We start from the raw sequence: 15478 nt of genomic DNA, 5'->3' as shown, positions 1-15478 counted from the left end.
CATGGTGGAAATCATCCGTATGCCCGCGATCCTCGCCGGCGCCGAGGAAGCGGCCGTCCAGGCGTGGCTCGTCGCCGCGGGCGAGACCATCGCACAGAATCAGCCGATCGCCGAGATCGAGACCGACAAGGCGAGCGTCGAAATGCTCTCGGAAGTCGCCGGAGTGGTCGGCCGACTCCTGGTGCCCCAGGGCGACAGCGTCGCGGTGGGCGATCCGATCTTCGTGATGCTCGCCCCCGGCGACACCGAGAAGGACATCGACACCGCGCTCGCCGCGATCGGGCTGGGGGCGCCGGCATCGCCCCCGCCATCAGAGCCGGAACCGGCGAGCGCCGTCCCGACGATCGCATCGACGGCCTTGTCGGATAAGACGCGCGCGCTCGCCGCGGAGCGGAGCGACGAGGTCGAGACACGCCGACTCGTCGCAACTCCCATTGTTCGCCGGCTCGCCGCTCAGCACGGCGTAGCGTTGAGCGATGTGCAGGGGACCGGCCCGCACGGCCGGATCGTGCGACGCGACTTCGACGCTCATCTTGCACACCTGACGGCGGCTCCCTCCGCCGCTCCAGCACAGGAACTCTCCGATGCGACCCCCGCAGCGGCAACGCCGAGCAGTGGAGCGGCTTACGAGGACATCCCCCTCGATCGGATGCGCAAGGCGATCGCCCGCCGCCTCACCGAGAGCAAGTCCACGGTGCCGCACTTCTACCTCGTGGCCGACTGCCGCGTGGACGCATTGATGGCCCTGCGTGCGACGGTGAATGAGACGGCGAGCCGCAAGATCTCGGTCAACGACTTCGTGGTGAAGGCCGTCGGTGCGGCTCTCATGGAGGTCACGCAGGCGAACGCGACGTGGAACGGCGACAGCATCCGCCAGTTCTCGTCCGCTGATGTCTCGGTCGCGGTCGCCTCGGAAGGCGGCCTGACAACCCCGGTCCTGCGCGGCATCGAACGCATGTCCCTGACGGAGGTGAGCGCGACCATCGCCGAGATGGCCGAGCGCGCACGCGCAGGGCGGCTCAAGCAGCACGAGCTCGAAGGAGGCAGCTTCTCGGTCTCCAATCTCGGGATGTACGGCACGTCGCAGTTCACCGCCATCCTCAACCCGCCGCAGGCGGGAATCCTCGCGGTCGGGGCCGCGCGGTCGGTGCCGGTGATCGACGCGGACGGGGCGCTTGCGACCGGGAAGGTCATGACCGTGACCCTCTCGGCTGACCATCGCGTGCTCGACGGGGCGGTCGCGGCCCAGTGGCTCGCCGCCTTCCAGCGACGCATCGAGAACCCTCTCACCATCCTGATCTGACCTGAGGAAAGAAGACGACCATGGCAATCATGCGAAGTGTCAACCCCACCACCGGGGAGGAGCTGGCGACGTTCGAGCACGACAGCGACGATGTCGTCGAGCAGAAGCTGGCCGCCGCCAGCGCCGCCGTGCCCCAGCTCAATGCGGCAGGGTGGGCACGACGAGCCGAACTCATGAACGCCGCCGCCGATCTACTGGAAGCAGACCTCGAGCAGGTCGCGGCGATGATCACCGACGAGATGGGCAAGCCCATCGCACAATCGCGTGGGGAGGTGACGAAGTCCGTCTACGCCATGCGCTACTACGCGGAGAACGCCGAAGCCTTCCTCAGCGGACGCACCCTCAACGACCCCTCCGCCGTCGGAGCGACCCGGGCTGGCACGCGCTTCGACCCGCTCGGCGTCGTCCTCGCCGTCATGCCGTGGAACTACCCCATCTGGCAGGTCGTACGCTTCGCCGCACCGGCTCTGATGGCGGGGAACGCCGGCGTCTTGAAGCACGCCTCGAATGTGCCGCAGGCCGCGGTATACCTCGGCCGCCTCTTCACCCGGGCTGGGTTCCCCGAAGGCTCTTTCTCAACCCTGCTCATCGGTGCCGGACGGGTTGAGGGCGTGATCCGGGACCCGCGCGTGTCTGCCGTCACCCTGACCGGTTCGGAGCCGGCAGGGCGTTCGGTCGCGTCGATCGCGGGAGACGTGTTGAAGAAGGTCGTGCTCGAACTCGGCGGATCCGATCCATTCATCGTGATGCCCTCCGCCGACCTCGATGCCGCCGCGGAGACGGCCGTGAAAGCCCGCACCACCAACAACGGCCAGGCCTGCATCAACGCGAAGCGCTTCATCGTGCACACCGACGCATACGCCGCGTTCGCCGAGAAGTTCGCCCAGAAGATGGCACAGCTGAGGATCGGTGATCCGCAGGATGCGAGCACCGACATCGGCCCCCTGGCCACTTCCTCGGGCCGCGACGACATCGTCGAGCTCGTCGACGATGCCCGGGAGAAGGGCGCGAGCATCATCGTGGGCGGCTCCTTCGATGACAGCGCCGACGGCTGGTTCTACCCGCCGACCGTGATCGCGGGGATCACCCCCGAGATGCGCCTGTTCGAGGAGGAGGCCTTCGGACCGGTCGCGAGCCTGTATGAGGCGGCTTCGCTCGAAGACGCTCTGGCGATCGCCAATAGTCTGGACTTCGGCCTGGGCTCGGCGTTCTGGAGCTCGGACGAAGCGGAGATCGACCACGCCATCAAGGCGATCGAGTCCGGCGCCGTCTTCGTCAACGGCATGACGATCTCCTATCCCGAGCTGCCCTTCGGAGGCATCAAGCGCTCCGGTTACGGCCGCGAGCTTTCCGCCGAGGGTATCCGGGAGTTCTGCAATCTCAAGACCGTGTGGGTCGCTTGACCCACCACGCGGCGTGAGGAGCTCACCCGCGAGCGCCCACGCCGCAAGACGGCCCCGTGGAGAAATCCGCGGGGCCGTCTTGCGTGTCCCGGACGAAGCAGCTCGGCGACACGAGAAGGCCCTCGGGGCGGTCGGCGTCTCCGTCGCCGCCCCGAGGGCCTTCCCCTGACGATCAGAAGGGCTGGACGTTGTCCTCGATGCCGAAGAGGAACTTGCCGTAGACCTCGGCGCCGATCTCCGGGTGCACCAGAGCGTGACGGCTCGCCGTCTCGCTGTTGCGCCAGAAACGCTGTAGAGGATTGATCTCGGCGAAGCTGAAAGCCCCGGCGATGCTGAGGCAGCGGTTGATCGACTTGCGCACGAGCGCTGCCGCCTGGCCGTTGTCCATACGAGTCCTGGCACGCTCCTCCACCGTCATCGGACGACGGTCGCGAGCGGCGGAATCGATGGTCGCGACGCTGCGCGTGACGAGCAGGTACGCCTGGTCGGCCTCGGACTGTGCCTTCGCAAGCTCGATCTGGTGCACGACCGAGTTCTTCGCGTGCTGGTACACGGAGTACGTGATCGGCTTCTCACCGACGCTGCGGGCGATCTCGATGGCGCCGCGCGCCATGCCGATCTGCGCCGCGCTCAGCACGATCTCCGCGACGGGAACGAAGGAGGCGTTGTAGTTGTCCTCCTCAGCCCACTCCCGAGGGTACTGCTCGGTTGCCAGGTCGCCGATCGGCACGATCCGGTGCTCGGGGATGAAGATGTCCTCGACGAAGACAGTGTTCGAGCCCGTTGCGCGCATGCCCGCCACGTACCAAGTGTCCCTGATGTTCGAGTCCACGCGCGGGATCAGAACGAGCGAGTTCACGGCGAGCCCGTTCTCGTCCTCGCTGGTGCGTACCGGAACGATCGACCAGTCCGCGTGCAGCGAACCGGTCGAGTAGCCCCACTCACCGGTGAGGCGGATGCCGCCTTCGACGTGCTCGACCTTCTTGGTGGAGTTCGCCTGCATGAAGGGGCCGCCGGGCGAAAGGACTGCGGCGACGGATGCGCGGGGGTTCGCACCGAAGACGTCATCCTGAGCCTGTTCGGGGAAAAGAGTGGCGAACCACGTGGACGAGTTCAGCAGCGCTGAAACCCAACCAGTCGCTCCGTCAGCCTGCCCGACAGCCGCGACGGTGTCGATGAAGGTGCGGAAGTTTCCGCCGAGACCGCCCCAGCGCTTCGGGATCGAGATGTGCAGAAGCCCGGCATCCCGCATCGCTGTGATGACCTCATCCGAGACACGGCGGTTCTCCTCACCCTGCTGGGCGTACTCGCGGATCAGAGGCTGCAGTGTCTGCGCCTTCGCGATAATCTCGTAGTCGGGGCCGGGGGCGCCGAAAAAGGCGTCCATGACTGGCGCTTCTTGAACTGAACTGCTCACTGTCGCTCTCCTTCGATGACTCTGGCCTGAAGCCTGCACGTTACTGCAATCGTTTGCTTCTGAAGATGATGCTATACGGCGGACGAGGACTTTTGTGTTTCAGTTTTGAAAACTTCAGGCTCGCGGACGCACAGCGAGGAGCCGAGCGGGACCACCGGGCTGCCGGACGTCGACCTGCACCGGCACGCAGAGGAAAGCATCCGATTGGGCGATGCTACCGACGTTGCGCCACGATACAACGTCCATTGCACCGGCGGTGCCCCACCAGGCCAGAGCCGCGCCGACGTCGCCGATCGGAGCCCGCCTCGGAGTCGCTATCGGGTTCTCCCGAAGATGCTCCCGCGGCACCACCACAAGGATTCACCCGGGTGCGGGAGGGGACCAGACCTAGCTCAGACTGCGGCGATCGCGTCAATCTCGATCACGGCTCCGTTGTACAGTGAGTGCACTCCGACAGCGGTGCTTGCCGGAAGTCGATCAGGATCGAGAATCGAATCGCGCACTCGGCGGTACGCCTGCAGCTTGGCCTCGTCGAGATGCTTGATGTAGACGTTCACCCTCACGAGGTCATCGAATGTCGCACCACCTCGATGCAAAGCTTCTCTCAGTGCTTCGAAGGTCAGTTTGATGGATTCCTCGTCGTTTCCTGGGTGCGGCGCGTAGACCCCCGACACGTAGAGGAGCCCGGTGGTCGTGTCCAGGACACTGTCGGAGATCCCGGGGACCACCGGAGCAGGAATGCGTATTAGCCGATCAGAAGGCAAGCTCTCTCCACTCACTCAGGACGACGGTGCTGCCGGAAACGCTCAAGAGTGCGGCTTCACGCTGCAGCCCCTTCGATGACGTTACCGTCTCATTAAGACTATTGCAATCGTTTGTAGATGTGGGTACACCTGGGTTAACTGCACAAGCGCGCAGCATCGACAGCTCTCACACGAAGCCCGAACCCGAGAAGGACACCACGAATGAGCGAACGCAAGACCGACTACTCTATTTACTCCCTTGAGTTCTGCCAGGGCACGATGCCCCATGACTTCTTCGGAGGTTCAGGCCTCTACAGCAACGCAGGGACGGTGCGCATCCCGATGCTGTACACCCTCCTCATCGGCGGGGAGGTCGGGGGCAAGCAGCACGTCGCCCTCGTGGACTGCGGCTTCCGCGATGACTACTGGCTCGACCGCTACCCGTTCCAGAGCTGGGAGAGCCCCGCCGAGGTCCTCGCCAAGGTCGACCTAACCCCCGAGGACATCGACATCATCCTCGTCTCTCACATGCACTTCGACCACATGGGCAACTTCGAAGCATTCCCCAATGCGCAGCTCTATGTGCAATTCGACGAGTACGTGGGCTGGTCCGAAGCGGTGAACCTCGCGAATCAGATGCCGAGCGACGCCGACCGCGCATGGATCTTCTCCTCATTCGACCCCACCGATCTGACTCGCGCAGCCAAAGGCATCGCGGACGGCCGCATCCGCTTCGTCAACGGCGATGAGGAACTCCTCCCCGGAGTCACCGCACGCCTGGCACGAGACTCCCACACCTTCGGATCCCAGTGGTTCAAAGTCGAGACCCAGAGCGGCCCCTTCGTCGTCGCCGGAGACACCGTCTACTGGTACTCCAACGTCGAGAAGATGTGGACCCCCGGCTACGGCCAAGGTAACGACTTCAACCTCATCCGGCTATACAAGACCCTCAAAGAAGAACTCAAAGAGGAAACCAGCCGCATCATCCCCGGCCATGATGTCGACATTGTCAATCGCTACAAGTCCTGGACCACTGACAGCGGCAACTACGTCATCGAGGTCAACACACGCGAGAACGAGGCCTCCCGCGCCCCCGCCGACGCAGGCATCCTCCTGACCTGATCCGACAGACGAGGTAGACCGCGCTTGCACCCGACAACGAGTGCAAGCGCGGTTCCGTCGTCAGCGTCGAGAGCGTTTCGGAACGCGCGACGCCGCTTTCAATCCGACGTTTCGGATCAGGTATCCGGAAGAACTTCTCGGAGACATCGATGCGATCCACCCGACGCTCGCCAGGCTCGACCGCGCCTCAGTCCGACGTGAAGTTCGCGACCTCGTCAGTGAGGCGGTGTCCGCGCTTGGCTGCGTCACGTCGAGCCTTGATAACGCTCGCCACGGTCGATACTGCCATGGCTGCAACGATGACGCCGAGCGACGTCCAGGTGTTGATCTCGGGCGCCCAGTCGATGTGCTCGCCGCCGTTGAGGAACGGGAGCTCGTTGACGTGCATGGCGTGGAAGACGAGCTTGACGCCGATGAAGGCGAGGATGAACGCGATGCCGTACTTGAGGTACTCGAGCCGTTCGAGCAGACCTCCGAGGAGGAAGTACAGCTGGCGCAGACCCATGAGCGCGAAGACGTTGGCGGTGAAGACGATGAACGGGCTCTGGGTGATTCCGAAGATCGCGGGGATGGAGTCGAGCGCGAAGAGGAGGTCGGTGGTGCCGATGGCGATGAGGACGATGAGCATCGGTGTGAAGTGCTTGTGGCCGTTCTCGGTCACCTTCAGCTTGATGCCGTTGTACGTGTCGGTGATCCGGATGCGCTTGCGCAGCGCGCGGACGATGAAGCTGTCCAAGTCGTCATCTTCGTGGTCACGCAACTGCTGGATAGCGGTCCAGACGAGCCACGCTCCGAAGATGTAGAAGATCCAGGAGAAGTTATCGATGAGTTGTGCGCCCAGGAGGATGAAGATGCCTCGCAGGAGCAGCGCGATGATGATGCCAATCATCAGCACTTCCTGCTGATTCTTCTTCGGCACGGAGAAGCGAGCCATGATGATGACGAACACGAACAGGTTGTCGATGGACAGGCTGTACTCGGTCAACCATCCTGCGAGGAACTGCCCTGCCCATTCACCGCCCGCGAAGTTGAGCATCAGCAGGGCGAACACGAGGGCAAGACCGACGTACAGGCTCACCCACAGCGTGGCTTCCTTCATGGATGGTACGTGCGGGCGTCGAACGACGATGAGCAGGTCGATGATGAGGATCGCGACGAGCGCGACCATCGAACCAATCTCGAAGAGAGGGGGCAGTTCAGGCATCGGAATGCTCCTTGTGGTGGCACGCGACTATGCGGGGAGGGTCTCGGCCAGCACGCGCTCGCGCGCGGGGATCACGATGGGATGGATGCCGGCCATACGTTCGAGGACGCGCACGACCTGGCAGCTGTAGCCGTATTCGTTGTCGTACCAGACGTAGAGGGTGAGGTTGACTCCGTCAGCGACGGTCGCGAGCCCGTCGACGATGCCGGCGCGGTGGGAGCCGACGAAGTCGGTCGACACGATCTCCGGCGATTCGACGTAGTCGATCTGCTGGCGCAGGGGCGAGTGCAATGACACTCGGCGCAGGTAGTCGTTGACCTCGTCGCGAGTGACCGCACGCTGCAGCGTGAGGTTGAGGATGGCGAGGGACACATCTGGAGTGGGCACACGGATGCTGGAGCCGGTGAGCTTTCCTTCCAGCTGAGGAAGTGCTTTCGCGACAGCCTTCGCGGCGCCCGTCTCGGTGATGACCATGTTCAGCACCGCGGAACGTCCTCGTCGGTCGCCCTTGTGGAAGTTGTCGATGAGGTTCTGGTCGTTCGTGAACGAGTGGACGGTCTCGACGTGGCCACGCGCGACACCGTAGGCATCGTCGAGCGCTTTCAGCACAGGGGTGATGGCGTTCGTCGTGCAGGACGCTGCGGACAGGATCCGGTCGGTGGAGTGGATCGTGTCGTCGTTGATGCCGTGGACGATGTTCTTCAACGGGGTCTTGCCGGGCGCAGTGAGCAGAACCCGGGATACGCCGGGACTGCGGAGATGCTGCATCAGGCCCTCTTCGTCACGCCAGCGGCCGGTGTTATCCACGACGACCGCGTCGTGGATGCCGTAGCTGGTGTAGTCGGTGGCGGCGGGGTCGTCGGAGTAGATGACCTGCACGCGCACACCATTGGCGATGAGGACGTTGGCCTCGTGGTCTACGGAGACGGACCCGGAGAACGGGCCGTGGACGGAGTCGCGCAAGAGGAGGCTGGCGCGCTTGTCGAGGTCGTTGCCCGATCCGCGGCGCACGACGATGGCGCGAAGCCGCAGTCCGTGTCCGTTGCCGGCCTGGGCGATGAGGATGCGGGCGAGCAGTCTGCCGATTCGGCCGAATCCGTAGAGGACAACGTCCGTGCTTCCGGCTTCGGTGTCAGGGATCTCAGCGAACAGCGCACTGAGGACGTCAGCCTCAGACGCCGCGACTGCGGCGGCGACACGGGCGATGTCTATCGAGGACGGCGCCGGTGCTGCGGCGAGGAGAGCCTCGAGGACGGAGGCAGTCTGCTCCAGAGCGATGGCGGGGTGGCCCATGTCGGCCGCTCGGTCGTGCGCGGCGATGACCCCGGTGGCGGAGAGGTTGATGAGGTGGTGACCGTGGATGGATGTCACCACTCCGTGGTCCCGGTACAGCTTCCCGATGAGGGGAATGAGGTTCTCGGCGAGCTCTTCGCGACGCACCCAGCTGTCGCGGTGGGAGTCGAAGGCGGATTCGGTCACGGCTGTTCTCTCGGTTTGGCGTCAGTCGATGCTGAGGCGGAAGGCGTGTGCGAGTTCTCTGATGCGTTGCGCGCGTCCGAGGCGCGGAAGGTCGCTGCCGTCGCGGACGACACCTCCCCGGTCATCGAAGTCGGCGAGAAAGTCGCGGGCCCAGATCACGTCGGAGCGCGAGGGGCTGAAGGCCTCGTTGACGACGGTGGGCTGCGCATCAGAGAGGCAGAGCTTGCCCGTCATCCCGAGTGCCACTCCGACCGCGGATTGCTCGCGCAGGGGCGCGTGTCCCGGGGTGACAGTGGGACCGTCGATGGGGCCTGGTAGCCCACCGATGCGGGATGCGATGACCAGGCGAGACCGCGGATAGGCCATGGCGAGGTCGTCGGCGCTGGCTCCCGTGTCGCGGCGGTAGTCGCCGCTGCCGAAGGCGAGTCGGGCCGCGCCTTCGGCCCGTGCGATGCCGACTGCCTCTTCGATGCCGAGTGCGGACTCGATGAGGGCGATGACGGGCGTCTCCCCGCCGAGACCTATGAATGTCTCCGTCACAGCCGTGGCCGACTCGACTTTCGCGAGGACGACGCCGCGGAGCCCTCGGAAACCTTTCAGCTCCGCGACGTCGTCGGCCCAGAACGGGCTCTCGTGATTGTTGATGCGCACCCAGGCGCTGTTGTCCGAGAGCCAGCTGGCGACATCCTGACGCGCGTCGTCCTTGAACGACTCATCGACGGCGTCCTCGATGTCGAGGACGATCTCGTCAGCGTCGCCCTCGGCAGCGACCTGGAACCTGCCAGTGTCCCGCGCGGAGACAAGGAGCCAGGATCGGGCGAGGTCGCTGCCGAGAGAGGTGCTGTCGAGAATGTCAGTCATGAGCGTCGTCAGAGGTCGGGATCAGAAGGCGGCGAGGACGTTGCGAAGGTGCTCGACCTGCGGGGTGCCATCGACGTGCGGGCCGATGAGTTCGCGCCACGCCAGGAACGCACCCGATTCGCGGAAGGTGACCATGTGGTCGTCGATGGACTCCCAGCCGACGAAGAGGCGGTACACGGTCGGCTTCTCCTCGGACGATTCGAGCCGGAACGTGCGGGCTCCGTGCGCCCGCTGGAACAGCGGCGCCGCCTGCGCGACGGCCTCCTCGAACTGCTGCTGGTGCCCGTCGATGACGGTGATGGTGGCCATCTCCGTCACGATTCGCACTGCGCCCGCTGCGGCGTCTGCCGACTCGGCGTCGACACGTCCGTACTCTCCGGACTCCGTGAGCGTGCGGGTCGCGTCGAGCGATCCATAGGTCCACAGGATCCGCATCTCCTCCGTTTCCGAGGAGTTCTCGAAGTGGTGGGGAATGTTCGCGGGCACGAAGGTGGTGTCGTACGTGTTCAGGGCGGTGCGTTCGCCGTTGATGTCGACGACGGCGGTGCCCTTGATGACCATGACGGACTCGGCCACGTTGTGGATGTGGTGTCCGATGGCCGCGCCGGGCTCGAATATGGTCACGCCGTTGAGGTAGGTCGTGCCGCCCCGGGAGGCGGTGACCAGTGGAACCGTCTTCGCCCCTCCTCCACGGTTCTTCGAGGGGAGCTCGTCCGGGCGGAAGACGTGCGTGGGCTGGGAGGTGATGTCGTTCGTAGCGGTCATCGGGTCACTCGCCGATCTTCTCGGCGACCGTCGGAGCCGGGGTCTTCGCCGGTCCGATCCACACCGTCTTGATGTTCACGAACTCGCGCAGCCCGTAGTCGCCGAGCTCGCGGCCGTATCCCGATGCCTTGATGCCACCGAAAGGCAGGCGGGCGTCGGAGGCCACCATGCCGTTGACGAACACGGCGCCGGCGTCGATCTGTCGCGTCAGCTTACGAGCAAGGTCGAGGTCCTGGGTCCACAGCGCCGCGCCCAGACCAAACTCGGTGTCGTTTGCCAGTTCGACGGCGTGGTCCGCGTTCTTCGCGCGGATGATGGCGGCGACGGGGCCGAAGGTCTCCTCTTCGAACGCGGTGTCCCCCGGCTCAACGTAGTCGATGACGGTCGGCGGGTAGAAGTAGCCGGGGCCGTCAAGCGGTGCGCCACCGAGCTTGAGGACGGTGCGTCCGTGCTCGAGTGTGCGCAGAACCTGGTCGTGGAGCTCGTCGCGGAGGTTGCCGCGGGCCATCGGCCCGATGTTGGTGTCATCCTCGAACGGGTCACCGATCTTCAGCGCTGCGGCGTGCTCGACGAATGCTGCCACGAACTCGTCGGCAACAGCGTCCTCGACGATGAAGCGCTTGGCGTTCACGCAGCTCTGTCCGACGTTGGTGAAGCGCGCCTTGACCGCAACCTTCGCAGCCTCGGCGATGTCGGCGCCTTCGAGAACGATGAACGGGTCGGACCCGCCGAGCTCGAGCACCTGCTTCTTCAGGGCCTTGCCCGCCTGGGAGGCGACGATGCGACCGACCTCGGTCGAACCGGTGAGGGTCACGGCGGCGATGCGGTCGTCTTCAATGAGGGCGGCGACGCGGTTCGACTCGATGAGCACCGTGGTGCAGAGGCCCTCAGGCGCGCCGGCTTTGCGCACGATCTCTTCCACGGCGACAGCGGCCGCCGGCACGTTGTTCGCGTGTTTCAGGAACGGTGCGTTACCGGCAGCGAGGGCGGGAGCGGCGAACCGGAAGAACTGCCAGAACGGGTAGTTCCACGGCATGATGGCGAGGACCACACCGAGCGGGTCGAAGACGACCGCGCTCTCAGTGGCGTTCGAGGCGATGCGCTCGTTCGCGAGGAACTTCGGCGCCTGCTCGGCGTAGTAGTCGAGGGTGACGGCGCACTTCTCGACCTCGGCGCGGGCCTCGACGATGGGCTTGCCCATCTCCCGGGTGATGATCTGCGCGTACTCTTCCTTGCCTTCGCGCAGCACCTCTGCGATGCGACGGAGCAGCGCGGTGCGGTCCTCGATGGACGTGCGACGCCAGCTCTTCTGCGCGGCGACGGCCGCGTCGAGCTTCTGCTCGAGCTGCTCGGGCGTGTGAAGCTCGAACGTGGCGACAGTCTCTTCCGTTGCCGGGTTGACCGAACTGATGACCATGATTGTGCCTTTCTTAGAACGAGCGTCAGAACAGGGGGTAAGCGAACAGGCCGCCGACGACGAGCATCACCAGGGCGACGATGGTGCCGCGCCAGATGACCTTCTTGAAGTGCTCGCCGAGGTTGACGTTGGCCAGACCGATGAGAAGAAGGAACGACGCCACCAGGGGGCTCGACTGGTGCAGTGCCTGACCCACCAGAGATGCGCGTGCCATCTCGACCGGCTCAATGCCGAAGTGGGTCGCCGTCTCAGCGAGAATCGGCAGAACACCGAAGTAGTACGCGTCGTTGGTCATGATGAAGGTCAGTGGAATACTGAGGATTCCAGCGATAGTCGCCATGAACGGCCCCAGCGCCGGCGGGATGATGTCAACGAGCCAACCGGCCATCGCCTCGACCATTCCGGTGCCGCTCATGATGCCGGTGAGGACCGAGGCCGCGAACACCATGCCGACGACGGAGATGACCGACGAGGCGTGCGCCTTGAGCTGTGCGGACTGCTCCTGCACACGGGGGAAGTTCACGACCAGCGCGGTTGCCGCGGCAATCATGAAGATGACGACGGGCTCGGTGACATCCATCACGAGGACGGTCATGACTGCAAGGGTGAGGATCAGGTTGAACCAGATCAGACGCGGACGTGCGTTCGGTCGGTCAAGCAGCTGCGTCCCGTCCTCGTTGGTCGGAACGGCGAAGTTGTTGGTCAGCACGACGGACGAGTCCCAGTCGCCACCGTTCGCCGCGGCCTTGCGCGTTGCGCGGTCGGCCGAGGAGTGCTTCAGCTCCACCCCGATATCCGCCTTCTTGAGGAAGCCGGGCGACTCGGTCAGCACGAGCTCGCCGATGCGCTTCGTCTCACGCCGTCCGAGGAAGTAGGCGATGATGATCACCGTTGCGAGACCCGCGATGATGGACGGGATCATCGGAACGAAGATGTCGATGGGCGACACGTTCAGTGCTGCTGCGGCGCGCGCGGTGGATCCACCCCACGGGACGGTGTTGAGGACACCATTGGACATCGCCGCCACCACTGTGAGGATCACCGGGCTCATACCGAGTCGCAGGTAGATCGGCAAGAACGCCGAGGTCACGATGATGAAGGTCGTCGAACCGTCCCCGTCCAGCGACACGATGGAAGTCAGCAGCGCCGTGCCCACAACGAGGCGGGTGGGGTGATTGCCCACGAACTTCAGAATCAGTTTGATGAGCGGGTCGAACAGCCCGACGTCAATCATTGTGCCGAAGAAGATGATGGCGAAGAACAGAAGCCCTGCGGTCGGTGCGAGCTTGAGGAACGACTCGACGATCATGTCGCTGAGGCCGAGGCCAGCTCCCGTGAAGAGGCCAAAGATGATGGGAACCAGGATCAGGGTTGCAACCGGCGTGGCCTTCTTGGCCATCACCAGGTACATGAACACGGCGATCATCAGGAAGCCGAGTATCACGAGCATCGTCGCTCCTTTTGCATAGAGGGGAACCTTGCGCAGTCGAGCGCGTCCATACAGTTATACATGCAGGTATACCTGTTTGTAAACTAGGATGGATTCATGAGCTCCGAGGACAGCGTCTGGCGCGGCAAAGCAGAGCGCGCGTATGCGCAGTTGCGCTCCGACATCGAGACCGGCGTGCTCGCGCCAGGTCAGACGCTGTCGGAGATCGAACTGGTCGCGTACACCGGAGCGTCTCGCACGCCTGTCCGCGAGGCGATCCGGCGCCTCGCCGCTGAGGGGCTCGTGGACCTCGCTCCCCGTCGAGCACCTACGGTGTCCCGCATTTCCCTGCGGAGCGCACGGGCGCTTTTCGACTTCCGTCGCATCGTCGAGCCCATCGCGGTGCGGATGGTCACTCAGAAGGCTGCGGATAACCCCTCGCTCCGAGAGGCCTTCCTCCGCGTGCTCGATGCGTTCGCTTCCATCCGAGGCGTCGAGTACTCCCCCGAGTTCGCGGCGCGTTTCCGCGACGCTGCGGCGGAGTTCGACCGGCTCATCGCGGTGAATACGCCGAACGAGTACCTCGGACGCTCCATCGTGGACCTGCGGCCTCATAGCGCGAGACTGCGATATATCGCGCATGGAGACCTCTCGCGCCTGCAGGAATCCGTCGCCGAGCACATGAATATGTGCCATGCCATCGTCGACGGCAACGCCGACGCCGCGGCTGAGGCGATGACCACTCACCTCAACCACGTCGACCAGGCAATCTTCCGTCAGCTGATGACCGGCGACGCCGGCGAGCTCCTCGTCACCTAGACGGAACAGTCTCCGAGGCGCCGAACAAACGTCGCCCTTCAGTGATGGTCTGAGACCCAGGAACGATGGTCTCAGCGACCGCCTGCTTCCACGCCGCGTAGTGCGCCGCGGACCGGTGCTCGACGACGAACGCGTCCCTGTCGCGGTAGATCTCATAGAAGGCGAACCGCTGCTCGGCTGCGTCGAGCTCGATGACGTCGAAGTAGTAGCAGCCCGGCTCATCGCGGACGGTGGCATCCGCGTTCGCAGCGATTGCAGCACGGAACTCATCGAGCTTCCCCTCGATGACCTGTACTTCCACCCAAACCGAGTGCATGGCAACTCCTCAAACCTCGTGATGCGAACTTTCCGTAGGTAGTGTATACCTGTAGGTGTACACATCTCATCCTGACTGATCGGACGGGCAGACCAATGGACGCTCAGCCTTCCCTCGACGCGGCACCCACTCAGTTGGTGTCCCCGTCTTCGCTTCGGACCTTCGCAACGCGAATCCTCACGTCGCAGGGCGTACCCGATGCCGATGCCGCTTTGGTCGCAGATAGCTTGGTCGCGGCCGACGAGTGGGGCCATCAGTCGCACGGCGTGCTGCGTCTGCCCTGGTATCTCGAGCGATTGCGCACCGGAGCGATGAAGACGGTGACCGCACCGTCCACCGTTATTGACACCGGAGCCCTCGCCATCTACGACGGCCACGACGGCATCGGACAGGTGCTGACCGAGCACGCGCGGATCGAAGCGGTGCGCCGCGCTCGAGAGCACGGCATCGGTGCGGTCGGCGTGCGAAACTCCAACCACTTCGGCACCGCGATGTACTTCACCCGCCGCGCCGCCGCCGACGGCTGCGCAGCGATCCTCACGACGAACGCCTCGCCTGCCATGGCCCCATGGGGCGGTCGCGAGAAGCGTCTGGGCACCAACCCCTGGTCTATCGCAGCGCCCTACGGTGACCGCGTCGTCGCCGTAGACATCGCCAACACCGCTGTGGCGCGCGGGAAGATCTACCTCGCCCGCCAGAAGGGCGAACTCATCCCCGACAGTTGGGCACTCACCGAGGACGGCGCACGGACCACCGATGCGGCCGAGGCAGTCCACGGTGTCATCTTGCCGATGGCCGCGCACAAGGGTTACGCCATCACCTTCATGATGGATGTGCTGTCGGGCGCCCTGACGGGCAGCGCCGTCGGCACCGGAGTGCACGGCCCGTACGAGGCGGACAAGGCCAGCGGCGCCGGCCACCTCTTCCTCGCCATCGACGTGAACGCTACCGGTGACCCCGAGGGATATGCAGAGCGCGTCTCCCACCTCGTCGACGAGGTGAAGAGCACTCCGCTCGCGCAGGACGCGAACGAGATCTTCTACCCCGGCGAAGTGGAGGACCGCTCTGCTGCTCGGGTGGCAGAGGCCGGCGGTCTGCAGCTTCCGGAGCAGACGATCCTGGACCTGCAGCTCATTGCGGACGAGCAGGGAGTGGAGTTCACCCTGTAGTTCTCCGCACCCACACTCGTGGGCCCCTCGC

Annotated in this window: 14 protein-coding genes; 5 read left to right on the top strand and 9 right to left on the bottom strand. The window is 64.7% G+C overall.

Going from position 1 to position 15478, the window contains the following annotated elements; genetic code table 11:
• Position 1: 1 nt before the first annotated feature.
• Positions 2–1303 carry a dihydrolipoamide acetyltransferase family protein gene (locus MRBLMX7_RS13365; protein WP_341933434.1) on the top strand — a complete coding sequence of 434 codons (1302 nt, stop codon included), beginning with the start codon at positions 2–4 and terminating at the stop codon, positions 1301–1303.
• 20 nt (positions 1304–1323) lie between these two features.
• The gene (locus tag MRBLMX7_RS13360) at positions 1324–2706 is read left to right on the top strand and encodes an aldehyde dehydrogenase family protein (RefSeq protein WP_341933433.1); all 1383 of its coding nucleotides are present in this window, start codon (positions 1324–1326) and stop codon (positions 2704–2706) included.
• 172 nt (positions 2707–2878) lie between these two features.
• On the opposite strand, the gene MRBLMX7_RS13355 is transcribed toward MRBLMX7_RS13360, so the two are convergent.
• Positions 2879–4093: an acyl-CoA dehydrogenase family protein gene (locus MRBLMX7_RS13355; protein WP_341933432.1), complete on the bottom strand. Its 1215-nt coding sequence runs from the start codon at positions 4091–4093 to the stop codon at positions 2879–2881.
• A gap of 422 nt (positions 4094–4515) precedes the next feature.
• Positions 4516–4851 (bottom strand): RidA family protein, encoded by a 336-nt coding sequence (locus tag MRBLMX7_RS13350; RefSeq protein WP_341933431.1) that lies wholly within the window; start codon positions 4849–4851, stop codon positions 4516–4518.
• 237 nt (positions 4852–5088) lie between these two features.
• Between MRBLMX7_RS13350 and MRBLMX7_RS13345 the strand changes: the two genes are divergently transcribed.
• Positions 5089–5988, top strand: a complete 900-nt coding sequence (locus tag MRBLMX7_RS13345; protein ID WP_341933430.1) for an N-acyl homoserine lactonase family protein — start codon at positions 5089–5091, stop codon at positions 5986–5988.
• A gap of 187 nt (positions 5989–6175) precedes the next feature.
• Here the strand turns inward: MRBLMX7_RS13345 and MRBLMX7_RS13340 are convergent, their stop codons facing one another.
• From MRBLMX7_RS13340 to MRBLMX7_RS13315, 6 genes are read right to left on the bottom strand one after another with little or no spacing between them, the layout of a single operon-like run.
• A complete protein-coding gene (locus tag MRBLMX7_RS13340; protein WP_341933429.1) occupies positions 6176–7192 on the bottom strand; it encodes a TerC family protein in 1017 nt (338 codons plus the stop codon).
• Between the two features lie 27 nt (positions 7193–7219).
• Positions 7220–8671, bottom strand: a complete 1452-nt coding sequence (locus MRBLMX7_RS13335) for a glyceraldehyde-3-phosphate dehydrogenase (protein ID WP_341933428.1) — start codon at positions 8669–8671, stop codon at positions 7220–7222.
• A 21-nt stretch (positions 8672–8692) separates the two neighbouring features.
• The gene (locus MRBLMX7_RS13330; protein ID WP_341933427.1) at positions 8693–9532 is read right to left on the bottom strand and encodes an HpcH/HpaI aldolase/citrate lyase family protein; all 840 of its coding nucleotides are present in this window, start codon (positions 9530–9532) and stop codon (positions 8693–8695) included.
• A 21-nt stretch (positions 9533–9553) separates the two neighbouring features.
• On the bottom strand, positions 9554–10297 hold the full coding sequence (locus tag MRBLMX7_RS13325) for a cupin domain-containing protein (protein ID WP_341933426.1): 744 nt from the start codon (positions 10295–10297) through the stop codon (positions 9554–9556).
• A gap of 4 nt (positions 10298–10301) precedes the next feature.
• Positions 10302–11714, bottom strand: coding sequence for an NAD-dependent succinate-semialdehyde dehydrogenase (locus MRBLMX7_RS13320; RefSeq protein WP_341933425.1), 1413 nt, complete (start codon positions 11712–11714; stop codon positions 10302–10304).
• A gap of 25 nt (positions 11715–11739) precedes the next feature.
• On the bottom strand, positions 11740–13164 hold the full coding sequence (locus MRBLMX7_RS13315; protein WP_341933424.1) for a CitMHS family transporter: 1425 nt from the start codon (positions 13162–13164) through the stop codon (positions 11740–11742).
• Positions 13165–13260: 96 nt separating this feature from the next.
• On the opposite strand from MRBLMX7_RS13315, the gene MRBLMX7_RS13310 reads away from it, so the two are divergent.
• Positions 13261–13962, top strand: a complete 702-nt coding sequence (locus MRBLMX7_RS13310; RefSeq protein ID WP_341933423.1) for a GntR family transcriptional regulator — start codon at positions 13261–13263, stop codon at positions 13960–13962.
• On the opposite strand, the gene MRBLMX7_RS13305 is transcribed toward MRBLMX7_RS13310, so the two are convergent.
• Positions 13955–14278, bottom strand: coding sequence for a putative quinol monooxygenase (locus MRBLMX7_RS13305; RefSeq protein WP_341933422.1), 324 nt, complete (start codon positions 14276–14278; stop codon positions 13955–13957). The two genes, MRBLMX7_RS13310 and MRBLMX7_RS13305, sit on opposite strands and share 8 nt — an antisense overlap.
• 95 nt (positions 14279–14373) lie before the next feature.
• Here MRBLMX7_RS13305 and MRBLMX7_RS13300 point away from each other — a divergent pair, with 95 nt between their 5' ends.
• Positions 14374–15447 (top strand): Ldh family oxidoreductase, encoded by a 1074-nt coding sequence (locus MRBLMX7_RS13300; protein ID WP_341933421.1) that lies wholly within the window; start codon positions 14374–14376, stop codon positions 15445–15447.
• The last annotated feature ends 31 nt before the right edge of the window (positions 15448–15478 follow it).

The organism is Microbacterium sp. LMX7-1.2, assembly GCF_040675935.1.
In the GTDB taxonomy this organism is placed as follows: domain Bacteria; phylum Actinomycetota; class Actinomycetes; order Actinomycetales; family Microbacteriaceae; genus Microbacterium.
Note: the sequence above shows the minus strand (reverse complement) of the source record. Positions and strands in the feature narration are given on the sequence as shown.

Excerpts from the sequence above, each read along its gene's own strand:
- MRBLMX7_RS13300 (WP_341933421.1), top strand. The coding sequence starts at position 14,374 with ATGGACGCTCAGCCTTCCCTCGACGCGGCACCCACTCAGTTGGTGTCC.
- MRBLMX7_RS13345 (WP_341933430.1), top strand. The coding sequence starts at position 5,089 with ATGAGCGAACGCAAGACCGACTACTCTATTTACTCCCTTGAGTTCTGC.
- MRBLMX7_RS13320 (WP_341933425.1), bottom strand. The coding sequence starts at position 11,714 with ATGGTCATCAGTTCGGTCAACCCGGCAACGGAAGAGACTGTCGCCACG.
- MRBLMX7_RS13360 (WP_341933433.1), top strand. The coding sequence starts at position 1,324 with ATGGCAATCATGCGAAGTGTCAACCCCACCACCGGGGAGGAGCTGGCG.
- MRBLMX7_RS13315 (WP_341933424.1), bottom strand. The coding sequence starts at position 13,164 with ATGCTCGTGATACTCGGCTTCCTGATGATCGCCGTGTTCATGTACCTG.
- MRBLMX7_RS13355 (WP_341933432.1), bottom strand. The coding sequence starts at position 4,093 with ATGGACGCCTTTTTCGGCGCCCCCGGCCCCGACTACGAGATTATCGCG.
- MRBLMX7_RS13365 (WP_341933434.1), top strand. The coding sequence starts at position 2 with ATGGTGGAAATCATCCGTATGCCCGCGATCCTCGCCGGCGCCGAGGAA.
- MRBLMX7_RS13305 (WP_341933422.1), bottom strand. The coding sequence starts at position 14,278 with ATGCACTCGGTTTGGGTGGAAGTACAGGTCATCGAGGGGAAGCTCGAT.
- MRBLMX7_RS13310 (WP_341933423.1), top strand. The coding sequence starts at position 13,261 with ATGAGCTCCGAGGACAGCGTCTGGCGCGGCAAAGCAGAGCGCGCGTAT.
- MRBLMX7_RS13340 (WP_341933429.1), bottom strand. The coding sequence starts at position 7,192 with ATGCCTGAACTGCCCCCTCTCTTCGAGATTGGTTCGATGGTCGCGCTC.
- MRBLMX7_RS13325 (WP_341933426.1), bottom strand. The coding sequence starts at position 10,297 with ATGACCGCTACGAACGACATCACCTCCCAGCCCACGCACGTCTTCCGC.
- MRBLMX7_RS13330 (WP_341933427.1), bottom strand. The coding sequence starts at position 9,532 with ATGACTGACATTCTCGACAGCACCTCTCTCGGCAGCGACCTCGCCCGA.